Origin of the sequence: Spiroplasma endosymbiont of Asaphidion curtum, from assembly GCF_964031085.1 — a bacterium.
Classification (GTDB): Bacteria; Bacillota_I; Bacilli_A; order Mycoplasmatales; family Nriv7; genus Nriv7.
In genome coordinates, this window is sequence record NZ_OZ035001.1 from 644814 (window position 1) to 661333 (window position 16520).

Annotated in this window: 15 protein-coding genes; 3 read left to right on the top strand and 12 right to left on the bottom strand. The window is 27.1% G+C overall.

The window, feature by feature from the left end; genetic code table 4:
* Window positions 1-417: 417 nt before the first annotated feature.
* From rsgA to rsmD, 5 genes are all read right to left on the bottom strand, one after another.
* Window positions 418-1323, bottom strand: a complete 906-nt coding sequence (gene rsgA, locus AAHJ00_RS03815) for a ribosome small subunit-dependent GTPase A (protein ID WP_342224573.1) — start codon at window positions 1321-1323, stop codon at window positions 418-420.
* On the bottom strand, window positions 1311-2339 hold the full coding sequence (locus tag AAHJ00_RS03820; protein ID WP_342224574.1) for a protein kinase domain-containing protein: 1029 nt from the start codon (window positions 2337-2339) through the stop codon (window positions 1311-1313). The genes rsgA and AAHJ00_RS03820 overlap by 13 nt, the downstream gene beginning before the upstream one ends.
* 13 nt (window positions 2340-2352) lie before the next feature.
* Window positions 2353-3084, bottom strand: coding sequence for a protein phosphatase 2C domain-containing protein (locus AAHJ00_RS03825; RefSeq protein WP_342224575.1), 732 nt, complete (start codon window positions 3082-3084; stop codon window positions 2353-2355).
* A gap of 86 nt (window positions 3085-3170) precedes the next feature.
* Window positions 3171-3752, bottom strand: coding sequence for a guanylate kinase (gene gmk, locus AAHJ00_RS03830; protein ID WP_342224576.1), 582 nt, complete (start codon window positions 3750-3752; stop codon window positions 3171-3173).
* A 9-nt stretch (window positions 3753-3761) separates the two neighbouring features.
* Entirely contained in the window at window positions 3762-4331 is a 570-nt protein-coding gene (gene rsmD / locus AAHJ00_RS03835) for a 16S rRNA (guanine(966)-N(2))-methyltransferase RsmD (protein ID WP_342224577.1), read from the bottom strand.
* 73 nt (window positions 4332-4404) lie between these two features.
* Between rsmD and def the strand changes: the two genes are divergently transcribed.
* A complete protein-coding gene (gene def / locus AAHJ00_RS03840; RefSeq protein ID WP_342224578.1) occupies window positions 4405-4983 on the top strand; it encodes a peptide deformylase in 579 nt (192 codons plus the stop codon).
* A 157-nt stretch (window positions 4984-5140) separates the two neighbouring features.
* Window positions 5141-6916 carry a ribonuclease J gene (locus tag AAHJ00_RS03845; RefSeq protein ID WP_342224579.1) on the top strand — a complete coding sequence of 592 codons (1776 nt, stop codon included), beginning with the start codon at window positions 5141-5143 and terminating at the stop codon, window positions 6914-6916.
* 51 nt (window positions 6917-6967) lie between these two features.
* On the opposite strand, the gene AAHJ00_RS03850 is transcribed toward AAHJ00_RS03845, so the two are convergent.
* The 5 genes from AAHJ00_RS03850 to AAHJ00_RS03870 form a co-directional block, all read right to left on the bottom strand.
* A complete protein-coding gene (locus AAHJ00_RS03850) occupies window positions 6968-8527 on the bottom strand; it encodes a hypothetical protein (RefSeq protein ID WP_342224580.1) in 1560 nt (519 codons plus the stop codon).
* 317 nt (window positions 8528-8844) lie between these two features.
* Window positions 8845-9668, bottom strand: a protein-coding gene (locus AAHJ00_RS03855; protein ID WP_342223477.1) for an IS5 family transposase whose coding sequence is annotated in 2 segments (ribosomal slippage) — window positions 8845-9272 and window positions 9272-9668 — 825 coding nt in all. Because the reading frame shifts where the segments join, the coding sequence is not laid out codon by codon here.
* Window positions 9669-9836: 168 nt separating this feature from the next.
* Window positions 9837-10085 (bottom strand): hypothetical protein, encoded by a 249-nt coding sequence (locus tag AAHJ00_RS03860; RefSeq protein ID WP_342224581.1) that lies wholly within the window; start codon window positions 10083-10085, stop codon window positions 9837-9839.
* A 6-nt stretch (window positions 10086-10091) separates the two neighbouring features.
* Window positions 10092-10997, bottom strand: coding sequence for a bifunctional 5,10-methylenetetrahydrofolate dehydrogenase/5,10-methenyltetrahydrofolate cyclohydrolase (locus AAHJ00_RS03865; RefSeq protein ID WP_342224582.1), 906 nt, complete (start codon window positions 10995-10997; stop codon window positions 10092-10094).
* Window positions 10998-11008: 11 nt separating this feature from the next.
* Window positions 11009-12760: a TrkH family potassium uptake protein gene (locus AAHJ00_RS03870; protein ID WP_342224583.1), complete on the bottom strand. Its 1752-nt coding sequence runs from the start codon at window positions 12758-12760 to the stop codon at window positions 11009-11011.
* Window positions 12761-12885: 125 nt separating this feature from the next.
* Between AAHJ00_RS03870 and AAHJ00_RS03875 the strand changes: the two genes are divergently transcribed.
* Entirely contained in the window at window positions 12886-13575 is a 690-nt protein-coding gene (locus tag AAHJ00_RS03875; RefSeq protein ID WP_342223472.1) for a TrkA family potassium uptake protein, read from the top strand.
* 37 nt (window positions 13576-13612) lie between these two features.
* Here the strand turns inward: AAHJ00_RS03875 and gatB are convergent, their stop codons facing one another.
* The gene (gene gatB, locus AAHJ00_RS03880) at window positions 13613-15055 is read right to left on the bottom strand and encodes an Asp-tRNA(Asn)/Glu-tRNA(Gln) amidotransferase subunit GatB (RefSeq protein WP_425288887.1); all 1443 of its coding nucleotides are present in this window, start codon (window positions 15053-15055) and stop codon (window positions 13613-13615) included.
* Complete coding sequence (locus tag AAHJ00_RS03885; RefSeq protein ID WP_342223474.1) at window positions 15056-16519, bottom strand: amidase family protein; 1464 nt, start codon at window positions 16517-16519, stop codon at window positions 15056-15058. It lies immediately after the preceding gene.
* Window position 16520 lies beyond the last annotated feature (1 nt).

Here is a 16520-nt window from a genome sequence, read left to right on the forward strand (position 1 = left end):
CTTATATATCGAAGATTTAAGTGTTTAACAAGCTTTGTTAGTAAATTTTGTTTTTTTAATTAGATAAAGATTTTAATAATTTTAAACTTAGTATATCCCTATATAGAAATTTCTACACTTTAATATCCGCATCCTACCCTTGGAACTAATTTAATAGCGTGTATATTTTTAGGAAATCCACCCATTCATTTTTTTATTGCAAAACGAAACAAATTGCTATAGCTAATAGGATGTTATCTATTAACTGGTAAACTTCTTTTGGTTATGGCGACCACCCACAATTTATCGTGCTTTAATACATACCAACATTATTAACTCACTTGTATTTAATTTTCAAAGAACAAATTTTTAACATCTTATAAAATAAAAAGACAATCATTGCTGACTGTCTTAATACTTATTCAAATCTTTTCCCACCTAACAAAACTTTATGCGTCCGTACCTTCCTTTTTCTTGTAATTGTTTTTGTTCTAAAACTTTAATATAATCATCATAAATAAATTGAGGAATATCTTTACTAATTAATGCTTCTTTAACAGCACATTTTGGTTCTTTTCAATGTCGGCATTGCCGATAATGACAATTAACAAGAAATTTTTTAAAGAACCGGAATGAACTCGCTATTTCTGATAATGAAATATCATTCAACGAAAATGATGAAAATCCTGGTGAATCAATAATTCTAATATTATTTGCTATAATTATTAATTCATTATGTGTTGTCGTATGTTTACCACGATTTAAAGCCTTAGATATTTCTTGCGTTCTAATTTTAAGTTGTGGATCTAACATATTTAAAATTGAAGACTTACCAGCCCCAGTTTGGCCACTTAAAATTGAAATCTTATCAGTTGTAATTTCCTTTAATTTTTCTCATTGATTATTTGCATTATTAATTGATAAAATTAGACATTCATAACCTAATTTTTTATAACTAGAAATATAATCATAAACCTTAGCACCAAATAATAACAAGTCGGCTTTAGTAAAAACTAAAACTACCGCCAAGTTGTGAACCTCAACTCATATTAAGTACTTATTAAGTAAAAAACTACTAAAATTAGGCTGTTTTAAAGCACTAACAATAATAACTTGATTAATGTTGCTTACTGCTGGTCGCATTAATTGATTTTTTCGTGGTTGAATTTCAATAATTGTTGCTTGTTTTTCTTGTTCATTAATAACTTCAATAGTTACAAAATCACCAACGAGAATTCTTTGATTAGATAATCTTAAAATGCCTCTTGCCTGACAATGATAAATTTCATTATTGATAATAACATCACAAAACTCACTAATGATACGAATTACTAAACCAGTCATATACTATAAAATACCAATAATAAGAAAACAAGAAAAACAAAACTAGTAATAATAACAATCATCAGCAGAAACCTAGGAGCTAAAAAATATGGCATTAATTGCTCACGATTTTTAATAAATATTTTTTGCCTTCGGTTATCTCGTGTTAAAACAATGCAATTTTTCAATTTTAAAGGTTTTATCTTAGCATTACTAATATCTTGTAATGCTTTAATATCTTGACTTAACGCTTTAATACTCTGATATCTTTCTTCACAATTTTTAGCCGTTGATTTAATAATAATGTTTTCCAATGCTTGTGAAATATTTGGATTAATCCCTCTTGCACTTGGCAACGGTTCTCTAACTTGCTTCACCGCTACTAATGTTGGATTTTGACCATTAAAAGGACAAGAACCAGTTAACAATTCAAATAAAACAATTCCTAATGAATAAATATCACTACGATGATCAATTTGTAATGACTGAACAGTTTCTGGCGATATATATTTTGCTGTTCCCACAATTTTACTTGTTATTGTCTTAACATCATCAGTAATAATTGCAATCCCAAAATCAGATACTTTAATCTTGCCATCAAAAGATATTAAAATATTTTCTGGTTTTAAATCACGATGAACAATATTTCCTTGATGAGCAACCGCAACACCATCTAAAATGCTTTGAAAAATCTGTAAACATTCTTTAATTGATAATGGTCCTGTTCTTAATAATCGATCTTTTAATGTATAACCTTCAACTAATTCTAAAACAATACATCAGCGGTTATCTTGTTCAAAAACATCATAAACTTCAACAACATTATCATGGCGAATTCTCGTTGTTGCTTCCACTTCTTTATAAAATTTCTTTAAAACTTGTGAATTATTAGCTGCTTGTTGATTTAAAATTTTAATCGCTACAATCCGATTTAAAAAACTATCATTAGCCCGATAAACATCTGCCATCCCACCACTAGCAATCTTATTAATTATTTGATATCGTTGTTGTAAAACAATGCCATTTTCTATTTGCATCCGTCATAACTCCTTATTTAATCTCGACAATGAGAATTGTTAAATTATCAGTTGAAACATTATCTAATGCTAAATGAACTAGACTCTTAGTTTTTTGTGATAATTTATTATTGCTCTGTAAAATATCAATCATTTCATATTCTTCCAAATAATCATGCAATCCGTCAGTAGTTAACATAAAAGTTATACCTTTAATATTACTAACTAAGAAAGTATCAATTTGCAATTTTTTATTTGGCCCTAAAGCACTAGTTAATGCCTTTCACAATGTTTTTTCAATATTAGCATTAGTTTTATTATTGTGTAACATATTAAGAACATTATGATCAGTTGTTAATTGCTGAAAATTTTGTTGATAATACTCATAAATCCGCGAGTCACCAATATTCAATAAATAAGCTTTGTTATTAGTTATTAATATTAAAGAAACAGTAGTTCCCATATCAGTTAACTGCGGATATTCTTTAACATAATTAATCATTGATTCTTGCACAAACATTGTTGCTTGCCGAAGTCAGTTATTAATTTCATAATCACCAAAATTACTAAAGTCAGTTTTAACAAATAAGCTAACATATAAATTAACAGCCATTCAACTAGCAGTTTCACCCCCATTATGTCCTCCTAAACCATCACAAACAATACCAAAATATTGCCCATATTCATTTTTTACAAATTGAACTGCATCTTGATTATTAGTACGAAACTGACCAATATCACTATTAAAATGGAAACTAACTTTCATATAAAGTCATCCTTTATTTTCCTAATAAGATAATTATATCGTAAATTAGTAAGAAAAAATCTAAGGAAGGACTTTTCCTTAGATTTTTAATTTTTATTAGCATTAATTTCATTCATAATAATAGTTCTAATTTCTGAAACAGTTTGTTCTAAATTATCATTAACAATAACATATTTATATTTATTAGTAATATTCATTTCCCTTTTAGCTTTTAATAATCGTTTCTGAACAATATCTTCCGACTCACTTCGACGCGCAATAATTCTTCTAGTTAATTCTTCAAAACTAGGGGGTAAAATAAAAAACGATATCGCATCTGGTCTTTTTGCTAATACTTGTAAAGCCCCTTGAACTTCAATTTCCAAAACAACATTTTTACCTTGTGATAATAATTTATCAACATATTTTTCTGGTGTACCATAATAATTATCAACAAATTTAGCATATTCTAATAACTCATTCTTAACAATTTTTTCTTGAAAAACATTTTCATTAACAAAAAAATAATCTTTTTCATTTAATTCATTACTTCTTGGTTTTCTTGTTGTCATTGAAATAGAATAAACTAAATTTAAATTTTGGTCTTTAAATAATTCTTCTCTAATTGTTCCTTTACCAACCCCACTAGGCCCTGAAAGAATAATTAATAATCCCATTTTTTTATTCATTTTAAAATATTACTTCCGTTCCATAGTGTAGCGATAAAAATATAAAAATATTCTACCATATTTTTTCATTGTTAACAATTCTAAATATTCATAATTAATGTCTAATGAGATATTAGATTCAAGGATAATAATACCATAGTTATTAACAATATTTTGTGACAATAAATACTTTATTGTTTCATAATAATAACTAATTTCTTTATACGGTGGATTAATAAAAACTAAATCAATTTTAATATTATTATTAACTAAAAACTTTAAACATAACAAATATGATAAGTTAGTAATCATATAATTATGATCTGCAACTTTTAAATTAACAATATTTTTTTTTAAATATTCTAATGCCTGCGAATCATAATCATTAAAATAACAATAACTAATGTTTCTTGATAATGCTTCAAGACCAATACTACCACTACCAGCAAAAAGATCTAATGCCACTTTATTTTCATAATAAAAATAATTATTTAAAACATTAAAAAGATTTTCTCTAACTCTACTTAAAATTGGTCTTGTTGTTGTACTTTTTTGACTAATAAGATTTTTTTTATAATACTTTCCTGCAATAATTTTCATTTTCTCACCTAATAAATAATATATTAATTATACTAAAAACTTATGCTATAATCTATAAAATAAGGAGTAAACTATGTACCAAGACAACAATCCCAGTAATGAATGATTAGTTAAAGATAATAACATTAAATTACGAGAAAAATGTCAACCTATATTATTTCCAATATCAAAAGATGATGAACTAGTAATGCAAAAACTAATTGATTTTGTTATTACTTCTCAAAATGAAGTATTAAACTCATCACTAAAACTAATTCCTGCTGTTGGTTTAGCAGCCCCACAAATTGGTTCTAATAAGCAAATGTATTATATTCATATTGAACAAATTAATAAAAATAATAAAAAAACTATTATTCAGCATGCCTTAATTAATTCTAAAATTACAGCTCATAGTGAACAAATTATTTCTTTAAAAAGTGGTGAAGGTTGCTTAAGCGTTGATAATCAACATGAAGGATTTGTTCCACGTTATTTTAAAGTTATTGTTACTGGTTATGATTATTTAAAGAAAAAAAATGTTACAATTACTGCTCGTGGCTATGAAGCAATTGTTTTTCAACACGAACAAAAACATTTAGAAGGTATTTTATACTATGATCTAATTGATAAAAATGAACCTTGAAAAAAGAATGACAATTGGTTATACTTATAAGCGAAGTACTAAATATTTCAACTGGGAAATAAATAAACTAACATTGCCTAAAATAAAGGCAACCAAAAATAAAATGTTTACAAAAAAATTTTTACAAAAATTTTTTTGAGATTTTAAGTAAACTTTTTATTTAATAATGAGTGAGGTGAAAAAATTCATGACAACAAATCAAAAAAACAAACTAAATAACAAAATTGAAATCTTCAATGAAAATCAAACATCTAACAAAGATAATGAAATTATTATTGATGATATTAGAAATACTAAAGTATTTGCCCTTGGTGGCTTAGAAGAAGTTGGGAAAAATACTTATTGTATTGAACACGATAATGAAATTATCATTATTGACGCTGGTGTTAAATTTCCTGAAGGAATATTACTAGGAATTGATGCGATTATTCCTGACTATACATATTTAAAAGAAAATGCTAAAAAAGTAAAAGCAATATTTATTACTCACGGCCATGAAGACCATATTGGTGGTATTCCTTATCTTTTAAAAGAAATTGATATTCCCTTTATTTATGCACCAAGACTAGCAGCGGCATTAATTCGTGAACGGTTAAAAGAATTTAATATTGGTCAAAAAACAAAAATCATTGAAATTGATGGTAGCAATGAAGATCAAAATAAAATGAAAGGTCTTCTAAAAAACTTTCAACTTAAATATTTTGCTGTTAATCATTCAATCCCTGATGCTTTTGGAATTGCTATTAACACTCCTAATGGTAAAGTTGTTACCACTGGTGATTACAAATTTGATTGAACACCATTAGGTCATAAAGCAGATTTAGAAGAAATGGCAAAAATGGGGCAAGCCGGTGTTACCTTATTTTTATCAGACTCAACTAATTCTGAAGTTGAAGGTTATACAATGACTGAAACAAAAATTATTAAAAATATTAGTGATTACTTTTTAAAAGCTAAAGGACGAATCTTAATTTCTACTTTTGCTTCTAATGTCCATCGGATTCAACAGATTATTGAGGTAGCACAAAAATATAATCGCAAAATTTTAATTTTTGGTCGTAGTTTAGAACGAATTATTAAAATTATTCGTGAAATGGGGCATTTAAAGATTTCTGATAAACAATTTATTAAACCTCACGAAACTGGCCAATATCATAAAAATGAAATCTTAATTATTTGTACTGGTTCCCAAGGAGAGCCAATGGCGGCACTTTCACGAATTTCAACTGGAACTCATAAAGCAATCTCTATTATTCCTGGCGATACTGTTATCTTTTCTTCTAGTCCTATCCCTGGAAATCAAGCTAGTGTTGAAATGGTTGTTAATCGCTTATCACGCTTAGGAGCTAATGTTTTAGAAAACTCCTCATTTAATTCTTTACATACATCAGGACACGCTTCGCAAGAAGAACAAAAACTAATGCTAACCTTAATTAAACCAACATACTTTATGCCAATGCATGGTGATTATCGCATGTTAAAAGCACACGGACAAACTGCAGAAAGCGTTGGTGTTGCTAAAGAAAATATCTTTATTTGTGCCAATGGTGACCAAATTAATCTTTACAAAGGTAAAGCTATTCTTGGAAAAAGAATTGAAGCTAGTGCAATTTATGTTGATGGTAAAGATACTTCTGGTTTAACAACAAGAATAACTCGTGATCGACAAATTCTTGCTAATGATGGTTTAATTGCTGTTGTTGTTTCCATTAATAGTCAGACTAATGAATTACTATGTAATCCAACAATTATCTCTCGTGGTTCATTTTATGTTAAAGATTCCAGTGCTCTGATCGCTGAATCAATTAACATTGTAACAAGAGCAATCAAAAAGGTATTAACTAGTAACCATCCTACTTTCGGAGCAATCAAAAAAGAAATTAAAGAAACTCTAAGTCCTTATATTTCAAAAATAAAACGAAGAAATCCTTTAATAATTCCTGTAATTTTAAACAAAAAATAAAAAAATTTACTTAAGTAAATCTTAAGTAAATTTTTTTATACTATATACTATCTATTCAATCGCTAAACCATATCAAAAATTAGCATCTTGTAAAAGATTTAAAGAAAAAAAACCAAATTTTAATTCAACATTAACTCCTTTTAAGCCTGAATGCGAGTCTCAAGAACCTATGCTTCCCATTTTATTTCCAGTAACAGTGATTAAAATTTTATCAGTCAAAGACTTAAAACCTTTAAATTTTTTCTTTTGCAATAACTGCTCATTATGATTAACAATTGCGGAGTTAAAAATCCCTTGAAATTTTGTACCTACATTAAAAACCTTATTTTGCCTACTATCACCAGTAAGGTTCACATAAGTTCTTCATACTTCTTTAGGAATTATCAAATATAGAGAATTTTTATTAGGACCGCGATATGTTTTCTTTTCACAAAAAACATTTAAAAAATAATACATCATAACTTCAGCAATATTTAATAATTGAGTCTCAAATGCTCCTTTAGTAACTTTAATCTTCATATTTTCTAAAGCAATTCTCTGCAATGGTAATTGAAAATAAGTAGCATTTCAAAAAGTAAATGTAAAATTTCCTAATAAAATCTCTTTACTATCTGGCATTTCACGAAAATTAGGATTATTTATCTTAAAATTTGCATCTTCAATAATAAATCTCTTTATTTTATCAGACATTTCTCCATTATCAGAAACTTTCAAAAATTCCAAATATTCCTCAGGCTTTGTTTTTGAATTTAAAGAATTTATTAATAGGTTTGTTTTTAATAAACCATTAGAAATATTTAATTTTCCTTTAGTATTACCATTAATTTGTTTTAAGATTTGATTTTGAATATTTTTCTTATTTAAAGCTTGAAATTCCAGCCATTCTAAATTAAAAGTAATATTATTACTAATATGGTTCTTTACTAACTCAGTTAACTCAGCCCTTTTATTCACAAAAGTATCTTTATCCTGTGTTAAATAAATATCAAGATAAATATTATGGGCCGCTTGCCCTTGCTTTAAAAGCAAATCAAGTTCAATTTCTAATTTTAGTTTATAAACATAATAATCATTACTATTACTAGACTCACTAACTAAATGTTCTACTCGACTATTAGAATTTTTTAAATCGCCAAGAACTTTAACCATTTGGTCAAAAGATACTTCTGTTACATTAAATCTAGCCTTTTCATTAGTAAAACTTGCTGGGGTATTTATATTCGCAAAATAAACCATTTCTGTTTTAAGTTTCTTGTTAAGAGATGCAATTAAATCATTTTGCAATATTCTCAAAATATTTTGGCAAATTTCTTTTTTATTTTCTAAAACTACAACTTCTGTTTGTGCCCTTTCAACTAATGGTATCATAGTATTTTTAATATCGGAATCACTTATCCTTAAAACATTAGCAGTAAAAATTTTTTCTCGATAATTTTTATTAACTTCCGTATCAATTAAATTTTTCGCTCGGACAATCGGATCTATAACATTTTCTTCAGAATGTTCAAAACTACTATTACCATCACCATTATTTTTACTGCAAGCAACTATACTTAAAACAGGAACAGCAGTTAACAACATTGTTATAAAACATTTTAAAATATTTCTCATCTTACCACCTTTCTACTCTTTTATTAATTTATAATATTTTCTAATTCTATATATTATATTTTTAATTATAATTTATTTTCATTTTATTTCAATAGACTTGGTACATAACCCTCAATTTTATCTACTATTTTGATAATAGACTTCTTGCATTACTTATTAAAATAATTACAAATTATTTGTAAATAAAAAATACTATATAGTAATTTCTAACTTTTATTAGGTTAATACTTATGGATTTTATTAAATGTGTAAATTTTGACACAACAAAAAATTATTTTATTATTTAAATTTAATTTTAAATAAATATTTTATGTTATCTATAATTGCAAATTATAAATTGAAGCAATTAAATTAAATCTTAAACTAAATCGTTTTCTACGATTACGATATTTTTCAGTAATAATTTTAAATTTTTTAAGAATAGCAAAAATATTTTCAATAATAATTCTCATTTTTGAAATTAATTTATTATTATGTTTTTGTTCTTTATTTAAAGGGTTTTTCTTTGTTTTTTTCTTAGGTATTAGAACATTACTATGAATTTTTTGTATTCCTTGATAACCATTATCAACTATTAATTTAGTATTTTTTAAAATTGGGATTTTTGATTCTTTAAATAAACAAAAATCATGCTTTTTACCGAGAGAAAAATTTGTTGCAATAATTATTTTGCTTTCTTTTTCAATAATTACTTGTGTTTTAATAGTGTGTTTTTTCTTTTTTCCTGAATAAGATTGTTTTTGTCTTTTTTTGGGCGTTGAATGGGTGTTTCTGTAGCATCAATAATAATTGTTTTATCATTAAAATAATCATTTATTAATGCTTTTTTACCAGCAAGTTGTTGAAAATCAGGATGTTTGATTAAAATATCTTCAATTCACTTGATATTTCGATAACAACTAGCTTCACTAATATCAAAACTTTTACCAAGATGAAAATAAGTACGATATTCTCGTCAATATGATAAAGTCATCAATAATCTATTTTCTAATGATAATTTATTATTTTTACCACCTCTTTTAAACTTTTTTAACTCAGCTTCTTTTAAAATATTTAACATTTTATTAAAAGTACTTTGCTTTATTCCAGTTAATCGTAATAATTCTTTATCATTAATAAAATTAAATTTATCAAATTTCATAATCTTAAATTCCTTATAATTTCTATTTTAAATATATTTTATAGAAATTTTGTTTAATAAATAAGTAATGCAAGAAGTCTAATATTATTTTCTAGATGAAGCACAAATATTAGATAAATATAAAGATGAAAGTGAATTTTATAGTTTGGTAGGTGCAAAATGTTATAGTTATGTACCAAGTCTATTAAAATAACGCATCTTTACTTTTGTTATTTTAATTTTAAAATGATATTTTTCTTGACGAAAAATAGCTTCTAAATATTCACCACCAACACGATTTTTGCTATTACCTTTTTTAATAAAAGAAAATATCAATCACAATAAAAATAAAAATAGATAAGCAACAAAAATAACACCTAATAAAAAACTAATAAGAATAAATAAAGCTTGATTAATAATTTCTAAATGATTTCACACAAATTACTACTCCACGACTAAACTTTTATTATTCATATTAACAATATTTAAATTTTTCTTATTCATATTAATAACATACAAATCATAAACATTAGTTACTAACATTGCGATTGTCATTGGTCCGATACCTCCAGGAACTGGAGTAATATAACTAACTTTTTCTTTAACTGTATCAAACTTAATATCACCACAAATCTTATTTGTTTCCAAATCACGAACAATAGCAACATCAATTACAATCGCATTAGATTTAATCATTGTTTCATCAATTAAATTGGCAACACCAACAGCACTAATAACAATATCACTACTAATAGTATGCTTTTTTAAATCAACAGTATTTTCATTACATAATGTAACTGTTGCCCCTAAATGATGCAACATAATAGCCAAAGGTTTACCAACAAGATTACTTGTTCCAACCATTGTAACCGTTTTTTTAAAAACATCAATATTATATGCTTCTAACAGTTTAATTACTCCTAATGGGGTACAAGGAGCAATCGTTTTTAACCCTTGAAATAACTTACCAGCATTAATATAATGTAAACCATCAGCATCTTTACGAGCATTAATATGATCTAAAATCCGATTTTTATTAAGATGTTTAGGTAATGGTAACTGCACCAAAATCGCATCAACCGTATCATCATTATTTACTTTATTAATTACTGTTAATAAGTCCTGCTCACTAACATTTTCATTAAAAGTTTTTAAACTAACTTGAATTTCTAATTTTTCACAAACCTTTATTTTGTGATTAACATATACTTTTGATGCTTCTTCTGTTCCCACCAAAAATACTACTAAATGAGGCTTTCGTAAATTTTTTTCTAAATAATTACTAATATTGTTTTTCAAATTACTTTGAATTTCATTAGCAATCGCTTTTCCATCCATTATAATTGCCATTATATTTCCTCCTATCCAATAGACACATCTTGTTCTAAATATGCAAACCGTTCAATTTCATTTTTTCTTGCTGCTAATAATAAAGTATTTGATACTCCTAATTGACCAATAAACATTAAACTAATTAAAAATAATTTACTGATAACACCATAATCAGAAAAACTTAGTCCAAAATCAGGAATTGTTGTTAAACCTGATGTTCCAAACGCCGACGAAGATATAAACAAAGCCTCAACAATCGACACCTGCACATTTTCGCTAACAATAATTAAAGACACCAAAAAGACAATTAAAATCGCCATAATAAAAACTGCTGTTGCTCGCTTTGCTGTCTCATTAGGAACTTTAGCTTTAAACATATTAATATTATTTTTTCGTGTCGCACTAGCAATAATACTCATCATAACTAATGCCAGCGTTGTCGTTCTAATTCCACCACCAGTAGAACTAGGTGATGCCCCAATCCACATCAAAATCGAAAAAATAAACTTTGAAGGCGATTTAAAATAACTAATATCAATCGTACTATATCCAGCACTTCTTGTTGAAAAAGTATTAAAAATAATCGCCATTAAAGTCTCAGCATTAGTATTAGTAACATTTCTAATACCACCATCAATAAAAGTATTGCTGAACTTCGTTGGCACAAAATATTCAACCAAAATTACTGCTAAAATACCAATAAAAGAAATTGAAAAATAATATATAACACTTATTTTAGTAAATAATGAAAAATTAACTTTAATACCACGATAACGTGCCACAGCCTTTTGCTTTAAATCATAAAAAACAGGATAACCAATACCACCAATAATCAGTTGAACTAAAAAAACTACCTGAACAAAATATTGTGTCCGATAGGGACTTAAAGAATTAGGACCAATAATATCAAAACCAGCATTATTAGTAGCTGAAACCGAATGAAAAATCCCTGATCAAAAACTACTACCAAAATTTCGATAGTTAACATTGAAATTCTTAGTAATTAATTGTTGCAAATAATCATTATTAATTATTTGTAAAAATCCTATAGAATTACTATCATATTTATTAGTAACACCATTAATAACTCGTGCTAATTCATTAGGAAATTCCTTTCCCACAGTAACAAAATTTTCTCAATCAGAAACCTTGGCAATTAACATTTCTTTAAATTTATCTGGCGTATTAAACGATTTTCCTAATAGTTCAATAATTGAATTAATTGATTGTGATTTTAAAGAATCTAAATAATCAATTGGTGTAAAATAAAAATAAAAAAATAGCATCACTCCACCAGTAATTTCCACAATTGCTAAAACATAAAAAGCATTTTTAATTAACTGTACGGTACCACCAAGTTTAGTATTACCTCTTTCTGATTGCAAAAGCATTCTTTCTTCAATGCTAATATTTTTTCCAATTACAATAAACAAAATAATCTTTAAAGTCATAATTCCAATACCACCAATTTGAATTAGCAACAATAAAACAATTTGACCAAAAAAAGTTAAATCTTTAGCTGGCGATATTAAACTTAATCCAGTATCAGAAAATGCACTTGAAGCAGTAAACAATGCTGTTAAAAAATCTCATTGATAAGTCTTACTAACAGCTCAAGGTGTCATTAATAAAATTGTTCCCACCAAAACAGCATATAAATAATTTCGCAAAATTTTCTTATTAACAGTATTACCAATAAAAATATTTTTAAAAACTTGACCAAGTTTTTTAAATCAAGTAAGATATTTTTTATTATTAGAAAATTTATCAATATCTTTCATTCTGACCCTCGCGATGCCGATTACTCGTTTATTACCCAATTATACTATACTTAGATTATTATTTTAAGATAAAATATAGTATAATTTTGTGGTAATAGTTTCAAATATATAAGAGGTGACTTATAATGGCAGCAAAAGAATTTTGTATAATTGGTTTAGGTAATTTTGGCACAGCAGTTGCTGAAACATTAGCGTCAATGAACCATAATGTCATTGTCATTGATAAAGATAATAGTAAAATCAAAAAAATTACCGGAAATTATGCTAACATTAACGGTTATGAATTAGATGCCACTGACTTAGAAGCATTAGAAAGTATTGGTATTAAAAATATTAATGACATTATTATTGCTATCGGTAGCGATATCCAATCATCAGTTCTAGTAGCAGCAAACTTAAAAGAACTTGAAATTACTAATATCATTGCTAAAGCTGTTGATTATCGCCATGAACACATTTTACGAGCAATTGGTATTAACCAAATTATTAAACCCGATATTTCCACAGGAAGACAAACTGCCCTAAAAGCCCTATGAGGTTTAGAAGTTGATATTAAAGATGTTGACGGTGAATTTAGTATTAGTTCTGCTGAAGCAACAAACAAAAATATCTTAGGAAAACCCCTTGAAGAAATCAAACTAATTAACAACAAAAGAGTTAATATCATTCGCATTGAACACAACAAAAAAATCATTTTTCCTGATGCCGATACTATTCTTAGTTACGGCGACGAAGTTCTATTCATTGCTAAAAACAAATACATCCAAGAAATCCACGAATATATTACTGGAGGAAAAGAAACCGAAGATATTTAAAAAAACAGCACAGTGTGCTGTTTTTTTGTAAACTTAATTATTTACTAATGTTTTCAGAAATTATTTCTTCAATAATCCTTTGTCCTATTTCAGGATTAACTTGTCCCTTAGTAACTTTCATTAAGTGTCCCATATAAAACTTTAACACCCTCTCAGGACGAGAATGATAATCTTTCAATATTTGTAGGTTTTCCAAAATAAACGGTTTAATTAAACTCCTAATTATCTTTTCATCATTTATTTGTTGTAAGTTAAGTTGTTTAATACTCTGTTCAACACTCATATTATTTTCTAGTAAATGTAATAACAATATCTTCGCTTGTCTTTGCGATATTTCCTTTCGTTCTAAAATATTAACCATATATGCCAAATTAATTGGTGTTAACTGGGTATCTAATAAAGAACCATCTTTTTGTTTTAAATAAGCACTAATATCACCAATAAGCATATTTAATACCAAACGATAATGTTTAGTATGTTCAATTGTCTTTTCAAAAAAATTAGTTAATTCAATATCTTGTAACAAAACATTAACTTCATTAATATGCAAACCATATGTTTCTACATAACGAGCTTGTTTTTGCGGATACGACTCTGGACTAGTATTAATAATCTCTTCAATTCAATGTTGTTCTAAAATAATCGGAACTATATTTGGTTCTGGAAAATACTTATAATCAACCGTTGATTCTTTAGAACGCATTAAAATCGTTGTTTTTGTTTTTTCATCAAATCTTCGTGTTTCATTACCCTTTAAAGGCGTTCCTTGATTAATTAAATCAGTTTGTCGTTTAATTTCAAATTCAATCGCTCTTTTAACATTATTTAAAGAATTTAAATTTTTAACTTCCACGCGTTTAAAAAATTCCTTACTTTCTATCGGTCGTAAAGAAATATTAATATCACAACGAAATGAACCTTCACTCATTTTAGCATTACTAACCCCTAAATGTAATAATGTCTTACGCAATGTTTCAATATAATTAATTGCCGTTTCAACATCATAAATAACAGGTTCACTAACAATCTCAATTAAACCAATTCCAGCCCGATTATAATCTAATAAAGTAATATTATCTAAATGAATTTGTTTAGCTGTATCTTCTTCTAAATGCAACCGCGTAATCAAAATATCTTGTTGCATATTATTAGAAGTAATCGTTAATTTACCATTACTACCAATTGGATTATTTTGTTGCGTTATTTGATATCCTTTAGGTAAATCGGGATAAAAATAATTCTTACGATCAAATGATAATACTGGATTAATCGTCATATTTAACGCTTGACACGCTCTAATAGCTAATACTACTGCTTGTTTATTAATAGAAGGTAAACTTCCCGGATAACCTAAATCAATTTCATTTACTTGACTATTAGGAATATTAGCAAATGTTACCGGACTATTAGAAAACATCTTTGTTTTTGTTTTTAATTCAATATGAATTTCAATTCCAATAACAGGTTGTAATTTCATTATTTATTTTTCCTTTCGATGATGACAAGAATTTTCAAAGTTAATAATTTTTTCAATTCCATAAGCAATATTTAACGCCTTTTGATCAGCAAATGGTAAACAATTAATTATCATTCCAAATGGCAATTCATTTATTAAACCAATTGGAATTGTAATTGAAGGTGCACCCGAAAAATTAGCTAATAACAACGCATCATTTGTTAAGTTATTAACATCACTTAACTCTAATTTATGATTAATAGTTTTCTCAATTGTCGGAGCATCACCACCAGATGCTGGCAATAATAGTCCATCATAATCAGTAAAAATTTTTTCAAAATGATCAACAATTTTTCGTCGCACCTTTTTTGCTTGTAAAAATAATTCCTGTTGATTTGCTTGTGACAAAGCATATGTCCCAATAACATATCTTCTTTTAACTGTCTTTCCCAATACACTACGACTTTTAATCATAATATTTTGATAAGAATCATCATCTTTACTAATTCGTTTCCCAAAATTAATTGCTGTTAAATTACTTTGCGAACTAGTAGCTTCCGCAAAAGAAATAACCATATAAACCGGTAATAATGCCTTTAATAAATCAAGGGGAAAATCAATATCCTCAATAAGTAAACCTTGTTCTTTTAATTTACTAATTACCGAAGACCACAAAACTCCAGTTAACGGTCGTAAACCATCATTAACCGACTTAATTGTTGCCAAACGATATTTTTTAATATCAGCACTAAGATTTTGCAAATAATCTTTTTCCTTTGCTTGCTGACTAGTCAAATCATTAGCATCAAACTTAACAGTCGCATCCATAACAATTGCACAATCACGAACAGTATTAGCAAGTACACCAACAGTATCTAAAGAAGGTGCATAGGGAAATAACCCATAACGAGAAATAAGCCCATAAGTTGGTTTAATACCAACAATCCCTGTATACGATGCTGGTTTTCTAATCGAATCACCCGTATCACTTGCCAAGGCAAACGGAATAACACCCAAAGCAACCAACGCCGCACTTCCTGATGAACTACCCCCCGTAATATGATTTTTATTTCATGGATTATAAACAAAACCCGTAAAACTATCCAAACCGGTGCCACCCATTCCTAATTCATCAAGCGTTGTTTTAGCAATATTAACAGCTTGATAATCATTAATATCTTTAACTACTTTACTATCAAATGTAGGCACAAAATTTTCCAAAATTTTTGTTCCCCCACTAGTTACAATATTCTTAGTTGCTAAATTATCTTTAACCGCATAAGGTATAGCAAATAAATAATTATCTTCAGGAATCGACATTGATTCCAAATGTTTAGCAATGACCATCGCTTCTTCTTCTAATAATTTAACAACACCATTATAATGTTCATATTTTTTTGCCTTAGCAATAGCATCACGAACAATTTTAATCGGTGATGTTTTCTTCTGTAATAATTGTTGATGTAAAAATTCAATTGTCATTTTCATC